We start from the raw sequence: 20,970 nt of genomic DNA, 5'->3' as shown, positions 1-20,970 counted from the left end.
GCCGCTCGTCACGTGCAAAGGAGCACCGACCATGATCTCCAACATCGCCAGCACCGCCGTCTCTCGTCGTCAGGCCCTCGCCGGCCTCGGGATGGCCTCGATTGCGGCAACCCTCGCCGCATGCGGCGGGGGCGGGAACTCAGGCAAGACCACGATCACCTACCTGTCATGGGAGACCGAGGAGGTGGCACGGCCACTTATCGATGCCTTTGAGGACGCCAACCCAGACATCGCGATCGACTTCTCCTACTCCGCTCCCACCGCCGGCTACTTTCAGACGCTCCAGACCCGTATCGCCGGCAACCAGCAGCCCACGGTTCATCGCATCAACCCGGAGACCAAGGAGAAACTCATCGGTGAGGGCCTGGTTGCGGACCTGACCGACGAGCCGTTCATGGGTGCGATTGCGGACGCGAACCTGCGCGCGTATGAGGACGACGGCAAAATCTACGGCGCCTCGTTCGGCGCATGGGCGGCCGGCGTCGTCTACAACCGGGACCTGTTGGCCCAGGCGGGCGCGGATGACGTCCCGCAGGCCTGGGATGAGTTCCTTGACCTGTGCAAGCAGCTCAAGGGTGCGGGCGTAACCCCCTACCGCGAAAGTGTCCAGGACATTCCCTCGATGTTCCAAGCATTCCTGGGGGCCGGCTACGACCTCGCGGGCGACGAGCGGGGGGAGAAGAAGATCTTCACCGGCGAGTCCACCTTCGCCGAGGAGTGGCCGGAGCCGATGAAGCAATGGTATCGCCTCTACGACGAGGGCATCGTCGGAGCTGAGTCCGTCTCGCTGACCGGAACGCAGCTCAAGGAGGACTTCATCGCCGGCAACCTCGCCATGTTCATTACCGGCCCCTGGGACTTGGCGGACATCGCCGCGTCCGGCCTCAACTGGGGTATCTCGCCGATGCCGGCTGCACCTGGCGGCGAGCCCTTTGCAACTGGTGCCCCGGATCCGGGCTTTGCGATCTCGGCCTCCGCACAGGGGGAGGAACTCGAAGCGGCCAAGAAGTTCATCACCTTCCTGGCGTCGCAAGAAGGCCTCAGGCTCGCCAACGAGCACATCGGCACCCTGGTGAACACCTCGGACTTCACGGTTGAGGTGGCCCCGGAGTATCAGGGCCTCTACGACGATTACCTCAAGACTTCGAAGATCTACCTGCCCATGAACTACTGGGACCACGCCTCGGACGCTCTCCAACTCGAAGGCATCGCGCTGTGCCAGCAGTTGGTGCAGGGGCAGATCACCGTGGAACAAGTCGCCGCCGGGATGGACACCAAGCTGGCCTCCTTGTGAGCCGCTTTCGCAGAATCACTTAGGAGAATCTGATGTCCCGTCCGGATCGTGTCAATTCCAGGGGTAGGGCCCGACGCCCGCGTGGGCGCCAGGCCTCGGAGAGCTTGGCCAGCTCCGCATTTCTTCTGCCCGTCATCGCCGTCTTCGTCCTTTTATTCGCCGTCCCATTGGCGCAGACCTTCTACTTCAGCCTCACGAACTTCTCCGGCTACTCCACCGATGTGGAGTTCGTGGGCCTGAAGAACTACGCGACGGTGTTCTCCGACCCCTCGCTGCTTCAGGGACTGGTGTTCACCATCATGTTCGCCCTGGCCACCACGGTGCTCATCACCGTGCTCGCGATTCCGCTGGCGGTGGTGCTCAACAAGCGCTTCCTCGGGCGCAACTTGGTGCGTTCCCTGTTCTTCTTCCTGTCCGTACCCTCCATGGCCATTCTCGGACTGGTCTGGCAGTACATCCTCTCGCCCCTGGATACCGGCGTGGTCAACAGCATCCTGCACTCGTTGTTCGGTGCGGACGCGGTGGCATGGCTCGCTCAGTCGACGTCGGCACGCGTGTGCGTCATTCTGGTGGCCGTCTGGGCCGGGGTAGGCTGGCACGCCACTCTCTACCTGGCCTACCTGCAGGCGATTCCTGCTGACCTGTACGAGCAGGCCGAGCTCGACGGCGCCGGTCAGCTCCAGCAGTTCCGCCACATCACGCTGCCACAGCTGGCCCCCGGCATTGTGGTCTCCACCTTCCTGCTGATGTCCGGAGGGTTGAAGGTCTACGACCTGCCGTTCACCCTGACCAAGGGTGGCCCCGGGTTTGCCACCAACACGCTCACCCAGTCGATCATCGTCCAGGGCATTGCGCAGGGTCGCGCCGACGTCGGCTCCGCACTGGCTGTCATCTTCACCGCCGCGGTCGCGCTCATAGTGCTGGCGCAGCTCGCGGTCTCCAACCGGATCGAGAGGAACCTGTCATGAGCCCCGCCGCTCGCCGTCGCCTGTGGTACTGGATTCGGAGCGTCGTCATGATCCTCCTGGCCCTGATCGCGGCAATCCCCCTCTACTACATCGTGGTCAACACCTTTAAGACCAGCCAGGACATGGCCGTCTCGCCGCTGGGACTGCCCTCCACCCCCACGCTGGAGAATTACTCCAAGGTCTTCGCGACCACGCCGGTCCTCCGGTCGTTCCTCAACACCGTTTACGTCACGGTGGTGGGTGTTGCCGGTCAGGTGTTCATCGGGTCGCTGGCCGCCTACGGCATTGTCATGCGCAGAAGTCGGTTCACTGCGGTGGTCGGACTCGTGCTCATGGTCGCCTTCGTCATCCCGGCGCAGGCCACGCTCATTCCTCTGTACCGGCTGGAGGCCCAGGCCGGTTTGGTGAATACCCTTAACGGGCTGGTGGTCATGTATCTGGCCGGGGCGGTCTTCTGCTACTTCCTGATTGTCGGCTACATGCGCAAACTCCCTTGGGAGATCATCGAGGCCGCCCGACTCGATGGCGCCGGCCCCTTCACCATCTACTGGCGTATCGTGCTGCCGCTCATCCGCCCGATCCTGGCCACGGTCATCGTCTTCCAGACCATGAGCACCTGGAACGACTTCATGACCCCGAACGTGTTCATCTCTTCCACCGCCAAGCGCACGGTAGTGCTCCAGGTCTACAACGCGGTCGGGCAGTTCGCCACCGACTGGCCGTCCTTCATGACCATGACGGTCATCGCGCTCATCCCGGTGTTCATCTTCTTCATCTTCTGCCAGCGCTGGATCGTTTCCGGATTGGCTGCAGGTAGCGTCAAGGGATGAGTGAGTCGGTGCTGCCGACGACGACTACGGGTGCGCCCAGCTACAGCGGGGCGCACCCGTGCGTTCCTCCTGGAGACCGCGACGCTGTTGATGTGGGACGCGGAGTCTCCCGGCACAGGCCTCCTCCAACTCTACCCGGCACCCGTAGCGTCCGGGTGCTGCTGGTCTCTCACCCCAATGGAAGTGTTTCGGCTACCCCGAGCGCGTCGATGATCAGCCTTATCGCGAACCGGTCGTCCTGGTGCACTGCGGCCCCGGGATCCGACGGCGCTCAGATGGTCCCAATCAGATGTGACAGCGCGCCGTCACGCAGAAGAACCGGGATGGAGCCGAGCGGGGCGTCAAGGTTGACCCACTGCCCGCCGTCGTGGATCTGTCCGGTGTGGGCGTGGGTCCACGACGCCCCGGCTGGGAGGTAGACCTCGCGGCTCGTCGCCCCGGGCGTCAGTACAGGGGCCACGAGGACGTCCGGGCCGAACATGTACTGATCAGCCAAGTCCCGGCAGGCGTCATCGTGGGGGAATTCGTAGAACATGCCGCGCATGACCGGCTGGCCGCCGATATGCGCCTCGCGCATGAGTGAGCGCGTGTACGGCCGTAGGTGCTCGCGCACCCAGACGAAGCGAGTGAGGATTTCTTCGACCTTCTCCCCGAAGCTCCACAGCTCGTTCGCAGCGCCGCTGTGTTCACGGGGCGTACCGTCGGCGGCGGTGACCTTCTCGAAGGGCAGGCGGTCGCCGTGCATGCGCATCACGGGGAAGAACGTGGACAGCTGGAACCACCGTACGAGCAGCTCGTGGAAGGCGGGGTCGCGGGCATCGCCGCCGTGGAAGCCGCCGATGTCGGTTGTGAACCAGGGGATGCCGGCGACGCCCATGTGCAGACCCGCGATAAGCTGGCGGCGCAGGCTTGTCCAGTTGGAGGGGATGTCCCCGGACCACACGAGGGCGCCGTAGCGTTGGGAGCCCGCCCACGCGCAGCGCACGAGATTGACGATGTCCTCCTGCCCGGCCGAGACCTGCCCCTCGTAGAAGAGCCGGGAGAACGCCTGTGGGTAGATGTTTCCGACCTCGGATACCGGCCCGGCGTGGTAGCGGTAGGCCTCGAAGTCATACGTGCCGTATTCGGGCTCCGCCTCGTCGAGCCAGAAGAGCCTGATGCCCAGGTCGTGATAGCCGCGCTTACAGATCTTCCACACGGTGTCGCGGGTGCGCGGGTTAGTGGGGTCGAGGAACAGGGATGGGCCGCCGAAGGCCATCTGGGGCTGCAGGCCGTGGTCCGCCTGGACGAGGAGGTTCTCCTTGGCGAGCAGAGGGTAGTTCTCGCTGAGCGGGGAAACTTGCGGCCAGACGGAGACCATTAGCTCGATGCCTAGCTCGCGCAGCTCCTCAACCATGGCGCGCGGGTTGGGCCACATCTCCTCATCGAAGTGGTAGTCGCCCAGCTCGGGCCAGTGGAAGAAGTCTGCGACGATGACGTCGATCGACAGTCCTCGGCGCGTGTGCTCGCGAGCGACCTCGAGCAACTGGCTCTGGTTCCAGTAGCGCAGCTTGCATTGCCAGTAGCCCAGCCCGAACTCGGGCATCATCGGTGCGTGCCCGGTGGCGTCCGCGTAGGCGCGGGAGATTTCCGCCGGGCTGTCTCCCACGGTCACCCAATAGTCGAGTTGGTGGGTGGCGTTCGCCACCCACTCGGTCCTGTTAAGCGCGAAAGTCGCACGACCGATGGCGGGGTTGTGCCATAGGAAGCCATAGCCGGCGCTCGACAAGACGAAGGGGACGCTGGCCTGGGAGTTGCGGTGCGCGAGCTCGAAGGTCGATCCCTTGAGGTCGAGGATCTCCTGCTGGTACTGGCCCATGCCATACAAGTGCTCGTCGACGGGCGACTCGAAGGCGGCGAGGAGATGGTGGGAGCCTCCGGGCAAAGCCGTGAAGTTGCGGGCGACGAGCTTGAGCGCCCCGCCGTCGCCGAGCTCGCGCAGGAGGGTACGGCCGTTGCTGTCGCGGATCTCCAGTCGGGCCCGAAACACCTGATAGCCCGCCTGGGCGTCATAGGCGCTGTCGGCGTGCACGAGCACAGTGAGTCGGCCGTTGACCAGGCGGGCATCGGGCCCGTCGACGGTAACGGTCGTGGGCACGTCCGGCACCGGCAGGAGCGCCCAGTCGGTATCGATGAGGTCCCCGGCCGGGACGCATCGCACACGTACGGCGCTCTCGCCCCAGGACTCGACGCGCAGTGTCTGGCCGGAGCCGCGCCAGGTGATCGAGGCGGGCCCGATCTCGAAGACCGGCGTGGTGGCGGCGTGTATGGGGGACATGACGGTCCTCGGTAGTGGGAGAGCGTGACGGATTCAGGCAACCGCGGCAACGGCGCAGCCGTGGGCGGGCAGGTCCATCTCCCACCAGCCGTCGACGACGGCGGCGCGCTTGCTGGTCCACAGGTCGGTGAGGTGGCGGGTCGTCTGGGGCAGCCCGAGATCGGCCAGGTGCAGGCGGCGGGTGCGGGGCTCATCGCCGAGGTTGAAGACGGCGCGGACCTCCCGTTCCCCTTCCCCCCGGCCGGGCGCCGGACGCAGCGTGGAGCGCCAGACCACGAGGTCGCCGTCGCGGATGATCTCACGGCAGTCGGCGCCCCGCTCACCCAGGGCGAGCACGACGTCGTTGCCGAGCAGGGCGATGGTTTCCGGCGAGGACTCCGGCAGGTGCCCGCCCATCATGAGCGGGGAGCGTGCAATGCTCCACAGCGTCAGCATGGTGCGTTGCTCGTCGAGGTTCAGGCGCGAGTGCCGCGGTTCGCCGACATGCGCGCGTAGACCAATTCGCCCCAGAGGCAGCATGTCCAGGTCCCCGACCCCGTCGTCGCTCTGTACTGCGGCCCAGCGTGTGGCCCGTTGGAACTGTTCCACGACTGCTTCCCAGTCGTCCCACAGGTCGTCCGAGACCCGCCACATCTGGGCGTGCTCGCGTAGGAAGTCGGCGTGCTCAAGCGACAGCTCGCGCCCCGGAGACAGGCTGAGCGTGATGTCGCGGCCGGAGCGCTTGATCGCGCGGTGGATCATGGCGATGTCGGGGCGGCGGATGGGCGGGTAGAGCACGTCGTCGACCTTGACGAAGTCCACACCCCAGGTGGCCAGGAGTGCGAGCAGCGAGTCGTACCAGGCCTGGGAACCGGGGTGATCCGGCTGCACACCCTCGTTGTCCGGGTTCCAGGGGCAGCGGTCGGATGGGGGAGTGGCAACGTCCCGGGCGGTGTAGGCAGTGCCGAGGATCGGGGTGTTCGCGGCGACGGCTCGGCGCGGGATGCCCCGCATGAGGTGCACGCCGAAGCGCAATCCCAGGGCGTGGATCGCCTCCGCCAGCGGTCCGAACCCGGCTCCACCCGCCGCCGAGGGAAAACGGTTCTCGGCGGGCAGCGGACGCCCGTAGGCGTCGATGACTGCCGCCGAGTGGGCGTTGTAGTCCGCGGTGCCGGGGGCCGGCTCGTACCACTGGATGTCTACCACGACGGTGTCCCAGCCATGTGCGAGCAGGTGCTCGTGGATGAAACGCGCGTTGTCTAGAACCTCGGCCTCGGTCACCGACCCGCCGAAGCAGTCCCACGAGTTCCAGCCGCGCGGCGGGAAGGTGGCAGGTGGGGAAACTGGTGGTGTCATCACTGACTCCTAGAAGCTAAATGTAGTCCGTATCATGAAGCAGTGATGAATCGTTGTCAAGAGTGCTCGGTGGGTTCGGTGCGGAGACCGTCGCCATGCGTGGCATTGGGCTGCCGCAACCGCTGTACCCCGATACCGTGTGATCGGCGGTGGATGGAGCCGCCCCGGGAGCGAGACACGGGAGGGGAGGAGTCGATGGCTGTCACTATGCGCCAGGTAGCGGAACTGGCGGGCGTTTCGCTCAAGTCCGTCTCCCGGGTGGTCAACGGTGAGCCGAATGTGAGCGACGAGCTCAGACACAAGGTGACGACGGCCATCGACCAGCTCGGTTGGCAGCCCAACGCGCTGGCGCGAACACTACGTACCGGCCGCACCGAGACCGTGGCCGTCATCGTTCCCGACTTGCGTTCCGGCTGGGTCGCCGCGCTGGCGCAGGCATTGGTGATCGAGGCGGACCGGCGCGGGCTCCGCACCGCCATCGAGCCGTGTGGTCGCGATCGCAATCGCGCCGTCCAAGTGCTGACCGAGCAGTCGACGTCATTCGACGGGGCGATTGTGGTGGGAGGAATCCATGGCGAGGACGTTTCCTCTGCGGGGGGAGGGCCTCTGCCGGTCTGTCGGATCGAGGCCTTCGGGGCTAACGGCACTCCGACGACCGGCGGAGGTGTCGGCTTGGATTTGGATCAGGCGGCCGACGTCGTCAGCCGGCATCTGCGGGCGCTGAGACTGACGGCTCCGGTGGTCGTCGGCCCTCGCCTGGACCGGCCAGGTGCCTTCGCTCATGCCCTGCAGCGGGCGCTGGATACTGCGGCGGTACTGGAGACGGATGCCGTGCCCAGTCGCGCGGAGGGATTCCGGCTGGCCGCACGACTGGTGGAGGACCTCGACCGCCATGACGTCGTCGTGTGTGCCGATGACGAGCTCGCCCTGGGTGTGCTTGCGGGGCTCAGAAGTCGAGGAGTGCGGGTACCGCACCAGATCGCGCTGTGTGGGTGCGGCGGTCTCGAGGATGGACGATTCTCCTCGCCGTCGCTGACCACACTCGGCTTTCCCACCGGAGAGATTGCGAGGATTGCGCTGGACGATCTCCAACGGAGGTGGGAGCCGGGTTCGCATAACAGGGCGATGACACGGGTCGGGGCCACGCTGATACGTCGCGAATCCACGCTGGGGTTCGCCTCCGCGGCCCCGCTGTCGATTGGGCCGTTGTCGTCTCCCCGGGTGGAGGGGTCCTGATGCAGCGGCGGGTCAGGCTCCGCGATGTGGCTCAGGCGGCCGGCGTGTCGGTGGCCACGGCGTCGACGGCGCTATCGGGAGGCGGGAAGAGCGGGACGACGCGATTGTCCGAGCAGACCCGGAGGCGAGTCAGGCAAGCAGCGCGTACCCTCGGGTACGTGCCCTCTGAGGCCGCTCGGGGATTGGTCACCGGCGTATCCGGGCGGATCGCAATCGTGGTTCCCAACCTCTATCAGCCCTACTTCTCCCGTCTTGCGGAGATGCTTATCGACGAGCTCGCCCAGCGCGGCCTGCGCTCGACGATCCGACTGACCGAGGATGTGCCCGCGCGCGAACGCGACGCCGTCATGGGAGTGTCCACGGGGGACGCGGACGGCGTACTCATATGCCCCCACCACTTGAATGACGCGCTGTTGGCCGGTCGGCGGCCTCCCCTGCCGGTGGTGCAAATCGGTTCGACCCCGACGGCGGGTGTTGCCGGAGTCGCCATGGACGAATTCGGTGGCGCCCTCGCCGCAGCCCGACACCTGGTCTCCGTCGGCCGTAGCCGCATCGCCTACATGGCCCAGATGGACGGCGATGGCGGGCCACGTTTGGAGGCCTACCGCTTCGCGCTGCAGGAGGCGGGTATCGATGTCGATCCGGCCCTGATCGTGCGGGGCGAGGACTGGGACCGCAGGGACACCGGCCTGGAGTCGACAATCGGCCTGCTGCGCTCGGGGATCCGCTTCGACGCGCTGATGTGCATCAATGATGCCGTGGCCATCGGTGCCCTGCGCGCTCTGCAGGCGGCCGGAGTCGCGGTCCCCCGGGATGTCGCGGTGACCGGCTTCGACAACACCGTCGAGGGCGAGTTCACCGTTCCGTCGCTCACCACCGTCGATCCGGGAACCGACACCATGGCCCGTGCCGCGGTGGAGTGCCTCGTGGCGCAGCTACAGGGTGAGGCGCCCGGGGCGCCCGCAGAGGCGCCGACCACCTTGATCGTGCGCGGCTCCAGTCGCTGAACCTTCTGCGCACCGCCGCTCCTCTGCCTGGTGCGACGCCCACATCGACGACAAGGTGTGCCCTGAATCACTTGATCGCGGTTGACAACGTTTAATCAGGCGGTCATGATGGACATGTCACAACAGCAATGAGGAGTTGACAATGGCGCCACTCGATTTGCAGCAGACCGCCTCTTCGGCCTGTCTGTGTGCTCCGGCCGCCCCGGGCCCGCACGCCCGCCCCGTCGGCCGTGCCCCGCTCGGCATCGACGCGGTCCGCATCTCCCCCGAGAGCCCTCTGGGGCGCTGGCAGGAGCGCAATGCTTCCCGCACTATTCCCCACTGCATCGAGCAGCTGGAGGTCTCCGGCGTCATGGACAACTTCCGGCGCGTGATCGGCGAGTCCGGCGCCCCCTACCGTGGCTTCGTCTTCGCCGACTCGGACCTGTACAAGGTCATCGAGGCCGTCGCCTGGGAGATCGCCCGCTCCGGCACCCACGACTTCGACGCCTGGCTCGACGAGGCCATCGCGCTGATCGCCCGCGTGCAGGAGCCGACCGGCTATCTGCACACCTGGATTCAGGGCGTTCGCCCGGACAAGCGCTTCGCCGAGCTGGAGCGTAACCACGAGATGTACGTGCTCGGGCACCTGATCCAGGCGGCTGTCGCCCTGGACCGGGCGGCTGGACGGGACGAACTGCTCCGGGTCGCGATCCGTTTTGCCGCCCTGGTGGACCGCCGCTTCGGCCCGGGCCGTGAGGACGGCATCCCGGGGCACCCCGAGATCGAGACCGCACTCATCGAGCTTCACCGCCACACGGGCGAGGCCCGCTGGCTGCACCTGGCCGAGCACCTGATCAACCAGCGCGGCCACGACATCCTCCCCGATGAGGGCTTCGGACGTCGCTACTACCAGGACCACGCGCGCGTGCGTGAGGCCGTCGACCCCACCGGCCACGCGGTCCGCCAGCTGTATCTGAACGCCGGTGTCACCGACCTGTTCCTGGAAACCGGTGAGTCGGCGCTACACGACGTCATGCGAGCGCAATGGGAACGCGTCCACGAGCGCAAGATGTACCTGTCCGGTGCCTTCGGCTCCCGCCACCGCGACGAGTCCTTCGGAAACGACTACGAGCTGCCGGCCGACCGGGCCTACGCCGAGACCTGCGCCACCATCGCGGACCTGCACTGGACCTGGCGCATGCTGCTGGCCGGCGAGGACCGCCGCTACGCCGATGTCATGGAGCGCGAGCTCTACAACGCCCTGGCCGCGTCGGTGGATGAGAGCGGCACCCGCTTCTTCTACTCCAACCCCATGCAGCGACGTCCCGACCGCTTCAGCGAGGAGAACGCCCCCGCGCAGCGGCAGCCCTGGTACGCCTGCGCCTGCTGCCCGCCCAACATCGCCCGCACCATCGCCCAGGCCGGTGCGTACGTGGCCACCGTCCGGCAGGCCCCGGACGGGCCCGCGCTGGAACTGCACCAACTTCTCGCCTGCGAGATCGAGCTGCCCGAATCGCTCGGCGGCGGCGTGCTGGTAATCCGTACTCGCTACCCCGCCGACGGTGAGATCTCCCTGCACGTCGTGGGTGGCGCCCTACCTCCTGGAACGGCGGTGCAGGTACGCATCCCGGTCTGGGCGGACGGCATCACCCTGCGCGTGGGAGGGAAACAACGCCCGGTGTCCGAGGCCGAGCAAGCCCACGGCTACATCCAGATCCCGGCCGACGACGTCGACGGCGCTACCCTGCAGCTCCCGCTCCGTCCCCGCTGGATTGCCGCCAACCACCGTGTGGACGCCGTACGCGGTGCCGTCGCCCTCGAGCGGGGGCCGATCCTGTACTGCCTGGAGCAGGTGGACCTGCCGGAGGAAATCGCCGCCGATGACGTTTTCCTGCCCGGGCCGCCGGATGTCGCTGAGCTACCACCGACGACGACTGGTCCGGCCCCCGTACTGCGGGTGAGTCTGGCGGTGCGTGATCCCGATGATCGGCTTTACCGCCCGGCTTCATGGGTCGAGCCGGCCGAGCCCTCACGAAACGTGGAGGCGGAACTTGTGCCCTTCTCCACCTGGGGCAACCGCGGCCCCGGTGCCATGCGCGTATGGATTCCGACCATCTGACCCTGCTGAGATCCACGCCCTTCCGCATTTGTCCATCCCACAACCCTCACTCAAAGGAGAGAACCATGAACACCTGTACACGTGTGCCCGCGTTCAGCCGACGCACCATGCTGCGGAGCCTGGCAGCGGCCACCGCCGTCACCGCTGCAGGCGGCACGCTCGCCGCCTGCAGCAGCGGATCCGGATCGGGTGGCTCCAACCAGCTTCGCATCCTCGTGCTTAAGCACCCCCTCACCAAGCCCATGGCCCAGATGGCGTGGACGAAGCAGCTCGAGGACGTCGCGGGTATTCCCATCGCCTGGGAAGAGGTCTCCGCCGACTGGGATCAGAAGAAATCCACGATGCTCGCCGCAGGCGATGTGCCCGATCTGATCGTAGGCACTGGAGCCATCTCGGACTCCGACCTGGCCACCTACGGCACGCTCTTCGAGGATCTCTCCGACGATCTCGACGCCATTCCCAACGTCAAGGAAATGCTGGCGGCGAAGCCGGAACTCACGGCCCTGGCCACCCAGAGCAGCGGTGCGATCTACGCCGTCCCCGGGTACAAGCGCTTCTGGCCGCCTACCGTTCAGCACCAGTACATCAACCGCCAGTGGCTGGATGCGCTGGGTCTGGAAATGCCCACAACCTGGGACGAGCTGTACGACGTACTTGTCGCCTTCAAGGAGGGCGATCCGACCGGGACCGGGGCGAAGGTGATCCCCATGGACTGGAGCCCGGTGGGCACCACGGGCTTCGGCTACTTCCAATCCGTACTATTGCTCGGGTCCACCGGCCTGCCACTGTCCTCGGGCGGCGGCCAGGGCTACTTCCTCCAGGACGGCAAGGTCTCCAATTTCCTCATCGACGAGCGCTACCGCGACGTCATGGTCTTCTTGTCCAAGTGCTATGCGGCGGGGCTGATCTCCGAAGAGGTGCTGACCCAGGACTACTCGGCCTACCAGTCCGCCGCTCGCGGGCCGGGGGACGGCGTCGCCACGGTCGGGTTCACCTGGGGCTGGACCCGCTCCGACCGCTTCGGTCCCGAGATCTACGAGCAGTACGAGGCCATGCCCGTACTCGCACAGAAGGCAGGACAGACCGCTCCCGTGGCCTGGAGCTACGACGGATTCGGTGAGAACTTCCCCGCCAACCAAATCGTGGTCTCAGCCTCCACCCCGAACAAGGAGGCCGCCCTGAAGGTCCTCAACGCCTTCTACGACCAGGAGATGAGCCTGCAAGTGCTCTTCGGAGACATTGGTCCAAACATTGAGAAAGTCGATGAGAGCACCTATAAGGTCCTGCCGGCCGAGGACGGCACCGACCCCTCGACCTGGAAATGGACCTCCACGCTGGCGGACAACGGTCCCATGTGGATCCGTGACGACATCACCGTGGAACTGCCCACGGACCTGCAGGAGGCCATCGACGAGACCGTCCCCCTGCAGCCCGCCATCGACAACATGGATCTGGAGAAGGACGTGTACCCCACCCAGTTCATCAAGATGACCGCCGAGGACATCAGCGCCATGGCGCTGGTCAACACCACCATGCTCAACACCACCCAGACCAAGTTCGCCGATTGGATCACCAACGGCGGGGTCGAGGAGCAGTGGGACGACTACCTCGCCACCGTCAAGGCGTCGGGCATCGAGGACAACATCGCCAAGATGCAGCAGTACTACGACGACTACATGGCTTCGAAGCAATGAGTACCGCAGTAGTGAAACGCGCCGGCGCCCCGGCGGGACGTTCCGGGCATGGCCTGGCCAGACACCTCAAGCGCTATTGGCAACTGTGGGCCATGGTACTGCCGGCCACCGCCTTCGTTCTGGTCTTCGCCTACGTTCCCATGTACGGCATTCAGCTGGCCTTTCGGGAATTCGACTTCACTGCCGGCCTGACCGGCGGCAGGTTCGTGGGGTTGAAGTATTTCCAGCAGTTCTTCGATTCCCCGATGTTCGCCACCCTGATGCGCAACACCGTGCTGATCTCGATAACCACGCTTGTGCTGGGATTCATCGCACCGATCATCCTCGCGCTGTTAATCAACCAGTTGATGCGCTCGCGCATCAAGCGCTGGGTCCAGACCATCACCTATCTGCCTCACTTCATCTCCGTGGTGGTGATCGTGGGCATGCTGCAGGTGTTCCTGTCTCCCAGCGACGGCCTGCTTACACGGCTACTGGCGTCCATTGGTATTTCCGGCACCAACTTCCTGGGAGACACGGGCAGCTTCGTCCCGGTCTATGTCCTGTCTGACATCTGGCAGCACGCCGGATGGAACTCGATTATCTATCTGGCAGCGCTCGCGGGGGTCAACACCCAGCTTTACGAGGCCGCCCGAATCGACGGCGCCAACCGGTGGCAACTCATACGCCACGTGGATATACCGGCCCTCGTGCCCACGATGATCATCCTGCTCATTCTCAACATGGGCAACGTACTCAACACCGGCTTCGAAAAGGTGTTCCTGATGCAGAACACCCTGAACCTGCCGATCTCCGAGGTCATCTCGACCTACACCTACAAGATCGGCATTCTCAGCAGCCAATTCAGCTACTCGACTGCCATCGGCCTGTTCAACACGCTCATCAACTTCACCTTCCTCGTGCTTGCCAACCGCATCGCGAAGCGGGTGTCGGATACGAGCCTGTGGTGACGAAGGAGGAGACATGACCACCACATCGCTCTCATCGGGTCGATCCCGCAGGGCACGGCGACCTCACTCTCGGCGTCGGCGCTGGTCGTCGGGGGAGAGGCTGTTCGACCTCGGCGTGCTGCTGGCATGCGCGCTTGTAGTGTTCGCGACCCTGTATCCGATCTACTTCGTCCTGATCGCGTCCATCAGTGACTCGGGTGCCGTGGCCGCCGGACAAGTCGTCTTGCTTCCCAAACGCCTGAGCCTGTTCGGGTACGAACAGATACTCGGCGACGCGCGTATCTGGACCGGGTACCGTAACACGATCGTGTACACGGCGGTGGGTACGGCCTTGAACCTGGCGGTCACACTGCCCGCGGCCTTCGCGCTGTCGCGCAGGGAGTTCCGCCCGCGGCGCCCGCTCATGCTGTTCTTCGCCTTCACCATGTTCTTCAGCGGCGGGCTCATTCCAACGTATCTGCTCTACAAGGACCTTGGGCTGCTGGACAACTGGCTGGTGTTCATCCTGCCTTCGGCGGTCAACGTCTACAACCTGATCATCGCCCGTTCCTTCTTCGAAAACTCCCTACCCGAGGAGCTCTACGAGGCGGCGACGCTTGACGGCGCGGACTACTTCAGGTTCTTCGGCACCATCGCGCTGCCGCTGTCGAAGGCAATCATCTCGGTGATCGGGCTGTACTACCTGGTGCAGCACTGGAATGACTTCTTCACCGGGCTCATCTTCGTCCGTGACTACGCCAAGCAGCCGCTGCAGATCGTCCTGCGAGACATCCTGCTGTCCAACCAGGCCTTCTCCGGCGGGGCCGGCGGTGGCGGCGGGTCGGGAGGCGCTTACGCGCAGCGATACGCCGACCAGATCAAGTATGGGGTGATCGTGGTGTCTACCCTGCCCGTCATCGTCGTATATCCCTTCCTGCAGAAGTACTTCGAGAAGGGTGTGCTGATCGGAGCGGTGAAGGGATGAGTGGCCGGCCCGCCCCACGGGGGCGCCTTATGCCCGCCCTCGTGGGGTGGCACGTACGCATCGGCGAGCTAGTAGGACGCCTGTTCGTCCTGCACCTGGTCTGGCTGCTGGGCGTGGTCGCCGGCGGGGTCATTCTCGGTGCGGCACCGGCGACTATGGCTCTCAACGCCGTCATTCGACGGGACCTGCTCAATCAGGCCTTGGATACGCGCAATTTGGTCGTCGCCGAGCGGCCCGGCCTGTGGCAGGAGTTCTGGCGGGTGTGGCGTCAGGAGTTCTGGCGTGCGCAGGCGATCGGCGGCGTGGTGCTCGTGGGTTGGGTCGTGTTCGGTCTCGACCGGCTGGTACTGCGGGGCGGCATCGGCGGGGTCACGCCTTGGTTCTCTGGGATCGTGGTGGTGCTCAGCGTGCTCTGGGCGGCGGTGACGTTCATCGTTTGGCCGGTGGCGGTTCACTTCGATGAGCCCCTGCCGCGGGTGACCAAGCTGGTGGTGGTGTTGGCACTGTCGCGTCCGGCGCACTCGCTGACGGTGCTGGCCGTCGTGGCGGGATGGCTGTGGTTGTGGCGCGCGTGTCCTGGGCTGATCCCGGTCTTCGGCGTGGCCCTGCCCGCCTGGTGCGTCTCCTGGTTGTACTGGCATTCCGGAGTCCTCCCCCTGCCCGAGTCGGCGGTGCCTTATGACGATCCCGACGACGTCGACGCCGAGGCGGCCATCCGGGCGCTGGCGGAGCCGTGACCGCTCTCGGGGGCTGCGCGTGTACTGGTTGGAACGGCATCGGCTAGATGGCGGGTACACGTGGGGTGTCGCGGGCGACAGAGCGGACCCGTGTGGCGGAAACGTACTCGTGTGTTCCGAGCTCTCGCGGGTGTCGAGGGATTGGAACGAAGAGATCGCATTCGATCAACGGGGTCCGATCGAGCATGACCGCTTCAGCCCGGGCACGTCCTCTAGCGCCCGACTACGAACGACCGCCACAGGCCGCCCGAACGATCTCGTCCCGCGACCACACCCTCAAACCTGAAGAGTTGGTAAAGACATTCAACCAGCCCAGGGATCCTCCTCGATGCGGTTAACCCACCGCGAGTACCGCGCGAATCGCTTGGAGTAGAACGCGGCACGTTCCGGGTCGGGGGCGAAGGTCTCGTGATGGGGGTTGAGATGCTCAATGCCGGCGTCAAGTGATGCGAACTCGTCAGTCGCTACGCCGGCGATGATGGCTGCCCCCACCGCGCCGATCTCTTCGACGGGCGAGACCTCGACGACTCGTCCGGAGACATCCGCGAATAACTGGGACCAGATGCGGGACCGGGCGGCTCCGCCCGCCAGCCGCAGCGGAGTTGTCGGGCTACTGGCGGCGGCAAGGGCTCCGACGTGACGCCGGTGCTCCAAGCAGATCCCCTCAACAACCGCCTTGAGCATGGTGTAGTCGGTATCGCTTGACGATAAGCCGAGCCAGGCGCCTCGGGCACCGGCGGACTGCCTGGATCCGTCCAGGTATGGGATGAACATAGGGCCGTTTGGATCTGGGGTCAGGTCGCGCACGGCTTCGAGGACGTGGTCGTAGACATTGATCCCCAGGCGATCAGCCTCAATTGAGGGCCCGCGCTGGACATGATCCAGTGCCCAGGTAAGCGTTGAGGCCGACGTCGCTGACGCTTCTATGAGCAGTGCCATGCCGGTCGGGACCGCCAGGCAGGCCGCATACGGCGAGACTGCTCCCAGCGCCCCGGATATCGTCATTTGGTCCTGGGGGACGAGAAGTTGGTTGATCGACCAGGTTCCTGCACCCACTAGGATGTGAGTCCCGTCCGTGACGCCGGCGCCGAGTTGGAGCGCTACGTTGTCGACTACGCCCGCGGAGACCGGGGTGCCTTCAGGCAGCCCCGTGAGCTTGGCGGCCTCACACGTAATCGGCCCGACCAGCATGTCGTGGGTTACAAGGGGCGGCAGCAGTCGCTTAAGGTCCTCGATTTCATAGGAGCAGAGTGCGGCATCGGAGATACTGAGGTTGCTTGAGTCCAGAAGACCATTACAACTCCATGTGGTCAGCTCTCCTTGGAGCGTGCCCGTCAGCCTTGCGCGCAGGTAATCGCCGCACATGAGCGCGGCACTTGACCGCCGTAAGGTATCGGGCTCGTGACGAGCCAACCATGCGAGCAGAGGGCCCGGCTGACCCGGCCACAGGTCGTTCCATACCTGTTCCCGCAATTGCTCAGGTACCCCGTTGACTGCCCATCGGTGTACGAGGTCGGCAGCACGCGTGTCGGAGGCCTGGATCGAGGCCCGTGTAGGTACGCCGTATTCATCCACCAGGTATAGGCCGTTGCCGTGAGCGGTGACGCCTACCGCGGCAACCCGGTCACGGCCATGCGGAACAGCCTCAACTGCGGAGCGGATCACCTCAGCAGCTCGCATCCACAGGAGTTCAGCGTCGCGCTCGTTGTGGCCCGGTCGTGGGTGGCTCGTGCCGACGGAGCGCTTGAAGGTCGCCGAGTGGCCGTTGGCCAGGTCGAATGCGGTCGCCTTTACATAGCTTCCGCCTGCGTCGAGGCCAATTAGTACGTTGCGAGAGGAACGCGCCATCAGGGTTACCCCTCGTGGACCAGCGCGCGGAGCGCACTCATGGCTTCGGCTGCGTCGGTTCGCTGCCAGGCATTGCGCCCGAAGACAACGCCCTTCGCGCCGCTTGCGAGGCCGCGACTCGTGCGCTCCAATAGTTGGTCGAGTGGGAGGCTGGGGCCTCCTAGCATGAGTACGGGTACCGGACATGAAGTGACTAGCCTGTGCATTTGCTCCGCGTCGTCGAGGTTCTCTGTTTTGACGATGTCTGCGCCGAGTTCAGCGGCAATGCGAGCGCTTTGGATTACCGTGGCAGGGTCGTGATGGTCGGTGGAGGCCTTTCCCCACGGCACAGCCTCCACGATCAGCGGGATACCGAGCCGACGACATTCCCGCGCGACGCGTCCCACGGCGGCTGCGTTGTCTGCGAAGACGCGGCGTTCCTCGACCAGGGTGGTCAGGAACATGACAACGGCGTCAGCCCCGAGTGCAACAACTTCTTCTACTGAAGCAATGAGTCTGAATTCCTCGCCCTTGCCTTGCGTGGACTCATACATGAAGGGATAGTCGATTCTCGCTACTAGGACGGGGCCTCCGTGGAAGGCGGCAAGCATGCCAAACTGTTTTATGAGGCCGGGGCTCAGCAGCATTGCGTCTGCTCCGCCCTCGATGACCGATTGTATGAGAGTGCCAGGGGACTCAGTGAATGGCTCTACGCCGACGCCGAGCGTTCGGTCCAGCGCAACCATAAAGGATCTGCCGGAGCTCTGGTCGAAAAGGCGACGGGTTCTGAGACAATTCGTTGTCATGATGGTGTTCTCCTTCGAGATGATGATCAGGGACATGGACAGGCCAAATGGCTGGTTCAGGTGCGAGCAAGGGCTGGGGAAAGGAGAGCGCGGGCGACTCTCTCGTCGGTGACGAGAGAATTCCAATATCCTGCAAGAAGCGCGACCCGTGCAGCCTCCGCCTTGTTGCGTCCGGCCACGAGGCCGACGACGTTCTGTTGCTTGCGCAGCTCCTCAAGTGACATACCGACGTGACAGGGGCCTCTCTGCGAGGTGATCGGGGTGCCGCTGCCGTTGAACCATTGGCCGAGCATGTCGCCGACGGCGCCCGAGGAGATGACCTGCGTGATCTCCTCGGGGGTGAAGACGCCTGCTCTGGCGATGTTCGAGCTGAGCGAGGCTGGGCCGACACTGGTTAGTGTCATCTCTGCTGTCCGCGCCAAGTCCAAAGTTGCTTTCACGGACTCCTCCCTGTTCAGAGCTTGGGCAATGCGGGTAGAGGAGACGACGAGCGGAGCGGGGATAGGTCTTAGGCGCTCCGCGACCGAGGGATATGTGGACAGACGGGCGTTGATGTAGTCCATACCGCCACCAAGCGCGGCGAAGGTAACTCCTTCGAGGCTACGAGATGGAAGGTGGGCGAGAGTCTGTTGTACCGTCTCCCCCCATGCGAGCCCGATCACACTGCCGGGGTGAAGGTGGCGGGAGACGTAGATCGAGGCTGCTGCGGCTACGCGATCGTTCTGTGCCTCCTGACTCAGGCTCTCCGCACCCGCCGGGATGACTACAACGTCGTCGAGCTCATACTCTTGTTTCAGGTCGTTTGCCAGTTGCAGGTCGCCGAGCTTCGTAGTGTCTACTTCTATGCGCACGATTCCGTTAGAGCGTGCACGTTGCAGCATGCGGCCCACGGTCGGACGAGAAACGAACAGCCGGTGCGCGATCTCCTCCTGTGTCAACCCATCGACGTAATAGAGCCAGGCGGCCTGTACAAGACGCTCGTCGTTGCCGTCGGTGTCGTGAGATGCGGTCGTGGTTTGCGTAATCAACGTGCCACTGCCTTAGTCCGTGTGGTCACGGCGATGCGAGGACCACGTGGTTGCGTGGCCTGCCCGTACGCCTGCGTACGTGCCAGAACGAGGGCGTCGTCCTGTCGTCATGAACCATACGACGGATCGTCATTGTCGGCAAACATTCGCGCACGTCATGAGCATTTGCTCAAATCCTGGGTCGATGCCTGTATCTTCGGGAATCTGCGTGTGAGCAATTGCTCAGGTAGTGGGCATTTGTGACACATCGTTCCACTCGAACGGTAGTCTCAAGACATCATCAGATCCGGCTCCAAGGGGGAAGCTGATGGCTGACGCAGTGAGGCGCGCAGGCGGGAAAAGGCCCGATGTGGAGCCCCGGCTCAAGATACGCGGTATTCGCAAGTCATTTGGAGATACTCGTGCTCTCCGTGATATCTCGTTCGAACTCCTGCCGGGGGAGATCCACGCACTAGTTGGTGAGAACGGTGCTGGAAAGTCCACACTTATCAAGATCCTCACCGGATTCCAGAAGCAGGATAGGGGCGAGATCGTCCTGGACGGTGAGCCGGTCTCTTTCGCCTCGACTCTTGACGCACGCGCAGCGGGTGTGGCTGCTGTCTATCAAGATCCGGCGCTGTTCCCTTCGCTGACTGTTGCCGAAAACATCTTTGCTCCTCGCTATCCGATGCGCGCAGGCAGGGTCGATAAGGCTGCGATGAAGAAAGCGGCGCAGGAACTGCTTGATGACCTCGGCTTTGATATACGTGCGGACGCCGTCGTCTCCGATCTGTCCGTTGCGCAGTGCGAGTACGTCGAAATCGCGCGGGCACTGTCTTCAGATTTGCGATTACTCATCCTGGATGAACCGACCTCCTCGCTTACGCCGAAGGAGGCGAGTGACCTGTATGGCGTCGTTCGTCGTCTTCGGGAGACGCGGGGAACTACCATCGTCTGGATCTCTCACCGTCTGGAGGAGGTGCATACGCTTGCTGACCGCGTCACCATCATGAGGGACGGATCTCACGTGCGCACTTGCTATGTTGATGACATCACAACCGACGAGATCATCGCACTCATGGTCGGCCGCGAACTGGACCTAGAGCCACACCATGAAGAGACAACGCTCGGCGCCCCGGTGCTCGAAGTAAGGAATCTATCTGCCACGAACCTATTCGAGGATGTGGGCTTCACGGTGCATTCCGGAGAGATTCTTGGCGTAGCCGGGCTAGTCGGAGCTGGACGGTCCGAGGTAGGGCAGGCAGTTTTCGGCTTGGTGCCGGGGTTTCGCGGCGAAGTGCTCCTAAATGGCGTAAGAGTGCCCCGTATCTCGACGAGACGTATGGTGCGGTCGGGCGTGGTTTATCTTCCGGAAGACCGGGACTACGAGGGTGTCGTGACCGACATGTCGGTATCCGACAACCTTGTCCTGCCCAGTCTTCGCACGATCTCTACTCATGGTCTGCGCAACAAGCGGGCAGAGCGGTCCTTCGTCGCGAAGCAGATCAAGGAACTGGAGATCAAGGCTCGCCCAGACGACATCGTCGCTTCTCTGTCGGGCGGGAACAAGCAGAAGGTTGCACTTGGCCGCTGGCTTTCTATCGAGCCCGGACTGTTGATTCTCGACGAGCCCACCCACGGCATAGACGTCGGGACCAAGGCCGAGGTCCACGCAATGATCCGTCGTCTGGCCCGTAAAGAACGGCGTGCTGTCATTGTGATTTCCTCAGACATGCCGGAACTACTTGCGCTCAGCGACCGGATCGTCGTCATGTGCCGTGGTCACGTCACCGCTGAGCTCGATGCCTCCACGGCCACCCAGGAGCAGATCATGGCAGCTGCCGTGCGTTCCGCGCATTCCCAATCTACCGACAGTGCTTCAGGCCAGGAGGAATAA

16 protein-coding genes and 1 pseudogene are annotated in these 20,970 nt (G+C 64.5%); 12 read left to right on the top strand and 5 right to left on the bottom strand.

From position 1 onward, the window contains the following. The first annotated feature begins 31 nt into the window (after positions 1–31). The 3 genes from ACGLYG10_RS02930 to ACGLYG10_RS02920 all read left to right on the top strand — a co-directional run bounded on the left by ACGLYG10_RS02930 (position 32) and on the right by ACGLYG10_RS02920 (position 3,092). Positions 32–1,294 carry an ABC transporter substrate-binding protein gene (locus ACGLYG10_RS02930; RefSeq protein ID WP_073327670.1) on the top strand — a complete coding sequence of 421 codons (1,263 nt, stop codon included), beginning with the start codon at positions 32–34 and terminating at the stop codon, positions 1,292–1,294. A gap of 104 nt (positions 1,295–1,398) precedes the next feature. Next, complete coding sequence (locus ACGLYG10_RS02925) at positions 1,399–2,262, top strand: carbohydrate ABC transporter permease (protein ID WP_073327668.1); 864 nt, start codon at positions 1,399–1,401, stop codon at positions 2,260–2,262. Next, positions 2,259–3,092 carry a carbohydrate ABC transporter permease gene (locus ACGLYG10_RS02920; protein WP_073327667.1) on the top strand — a complete coding sequence of 278 codons (834 nt, stop codon included), beginning with the start codon at positions 2,259–2,261 and terminating at the stop codon, positions 3,090–3,092. Before ACGLYG10_RS02925 ends, ACGLYG10_RS02920 begins: the two co-directional genes overlap by 4 nt. A 271-nt stretch (positions 3,093–3,363) precedes the next feature. On the opposite strand, the gene ACGLYG10_RS02915 is transcribed toward ACGLYG10_RS02920, so the two are convergent. Both ACGLYG10_RS02915 and ACGLYG10_RS02910 read right to left on the bottom strand, forming a co-directional pair. Continuing rightward, positions 3,364–5,409, bottom strand: a complete 2,046-nt coding sequence (locus ACGLYG10_RS02915) for a glycoside hydrolase family 31 protein (RefSeq protein WP_073327665.1) — start codon at positions 5,407–5,409, stop codon at positions 3,364–3,366. A 33-nt stretch (positions 5,410–5,442) separates the two neighbouring features. Beyond that, the gene (locus ACGLYG10_RS02910; RefSeq protein WP_073327664.1) at positions 5,443–6,744 is read right to left on the bottom strand and encodes a glycoside hydrolase family 27 protein; all 1,302 of its coding nucleotides are present in this window, start codon (positions 6,742–6,744) and stop codon (positions 5,443–5,445) included. Positions 6,745–6,939: 195 nt separating this feature from the next. Here ACGLYG10_RS02910 and ACGLYG10_RS02905 point away from each other — a divergent pair, with 195 nt between their 5' ends. The 8 genes and pseudogenes from ACGLYG10_RS02905 (at position 6,940) to ACGLYG10_RS02875 (ending at position 15,433) form a co-directional block, all read left to right on the top strand. Continuing rightward, a complete protein-coding gene (locus ACGLYG10_RS02905; protein WP_073327662.1) occupies positions 6,940–7,980 on the top strand; it encodes a LacI family DNA-binding transcriptional regulator in 1,041 nt (346 codons plus the stop codon). Further along, positions 7,980–8,135: pseudogene (locus tag ACGLYG10_RS16935) on the top strand (LacI family DNA-binding transcriptional regulator); the annotation flags it as partial. The gene ACGLYG10_RS02905 and the pseudogene ACGLYG10_RS16935, both read left to right, overlap by 1 nt. 3 nt (positions 8,136–8,138) lie before the next feature. After that, complete coding sequence (locus ACGLYG10_RS02900; RefSeq protein WP_240038133.1) at positions 8,139–8,987, top strand: LacI family DNA-binding transcriptional regulator; 849 nt, start codon at positions 8,139–8,141, stop codon at positions 8,985–8,987. Between the two features lie 142 nt (positions 8,988–9,129). Continuing rightward, entirely contained in the window at positions 9,130–11,088 is a 1,959-nt protein-coding gene (locus ACGLYG10_RS02895; protein ID WP_083565341.1) for a glycoside hydrolase family 127 protein, read from the top strand. A 65-nt stretch (positions 11,089–11,153) separates the two neighbouring features. After that, entirely contained in the window at positions 11,154–12,782 is a 1,629-nt protein-coding gene (locus ACGLYG10_RS02890) for a type 2 periplasmic-binding domain-containing protein (RefSeq protein ID WP_211482958.1), read from the top strand. Continuing rightward, positions 12,779–13,732, top strand: a complete 954-nt coding sequence (locus ACGLYG10_RS02885) for an ABC transporter permease (RefSeq protein WP_073327658.1) — start codon at positions 12,779–12,781, stop codon at positions 13,730–13,732. The genes ACGLYG10_RS02890 and ACGLYG10_RS02885 overlap by 4 nt, the downstream gene beginning before the upstream one ends. Before the next feature lie 13 nt (positions 13,733–13,745). Next, a complete protein-coding gene (locus ACGLYG10_RS02880) occupies positions 13,746–14,696 on the top strand; it encodes a carbohydrate ABC transporter permease (protein ID WP_073327657.1) in 951 nt (316 codons plus the stop codon). Positions 14,697–14,725: 29 nt separating this feature from the next. After that, a complete protein-coding gene (locus tag ACGLYG10_RS02875; RefSeq protein WP_073327655.1) occupies positions 14,726–15,433 on the top strand; it encodes a YesL family protein in 708 nt (235 codons plus the stop codon). 303 nt (positions 15,434–15,736) lie between these two features. Here ACGLYG10_RS02875 and ACGLYG10_RS02870 read toward each other — a convergent pair whose 3' ends face one another. From ACGLYG10_RS02870 to ACGLYG10_RS02860, 3 genes are read right to left on the bottom strand one after another with little or no spacing between them, the layout of a single operon-like run. Then, complete coding sequence (locus ACGLYG10_RS02870) at positions 15,737–17,281, bottom strand: FGGY-family carbohydrate kinase (protein WP_073327653.1); 1,545 nt, start codon at positions 17,279–17,281, stop codon at positions 15,737–15,739. A gap of 5 nt (positions 17,282–17,286) precedes the next feature. After that, positions 17,287–18,102 (bottom strand): class I fructose-bisphosphate aldolase, encoded by an 816-nt coding sequence (locus tag ACGLYG10_RS02865; protein ID WP_073327652.1) that lies wholly within the window; start codon positions 18,100–18,102, stop codon positions 17,287–17,289. A 20-nt stretch (positions 18,103–18,122) separates the two neighbouring features. After that, a complete protein-coding gene (locus ACGLYG10_RS02860; RefSeq protein WP_073327650.1) occupies positions 18,123–19,094 on the bottom strand; it encodes a sugar-binding transcriptional regulator in 972 nt (323 codons plus the stop codon). A 307-nt stretch (positions 19,095–19,401) separates the two neighbouring features. Here ACGLYG10_RS02860 and ACGLYG10_RS02855 point away from each other — a divergent pair, with 307 nt between their 5' ends. After that, positions 19,402–20,970, top strand: coding sequence for a sugar ABC transporter ATP-binding protein (locus ACGLYG10_RS02855; protein ID WP_073327648.1), 1,569 nt, complete (start codon positions 19,402–19,404; stop codon positions 20,968–20,970).

Source organism: Actinomyces glycerinitolerans, from assembly GCF_900098745.1.
Taxonomy (GTDB): Bacteria; Actinomycetota; Actinomycetes; order Actinomycetales; family Actinomycetaceae; genus Actinomyces; species Actinomyces glycerinitolerans.
This window is presented reverse-complemented; position numbering and strand designations above follow the sequence as displayed.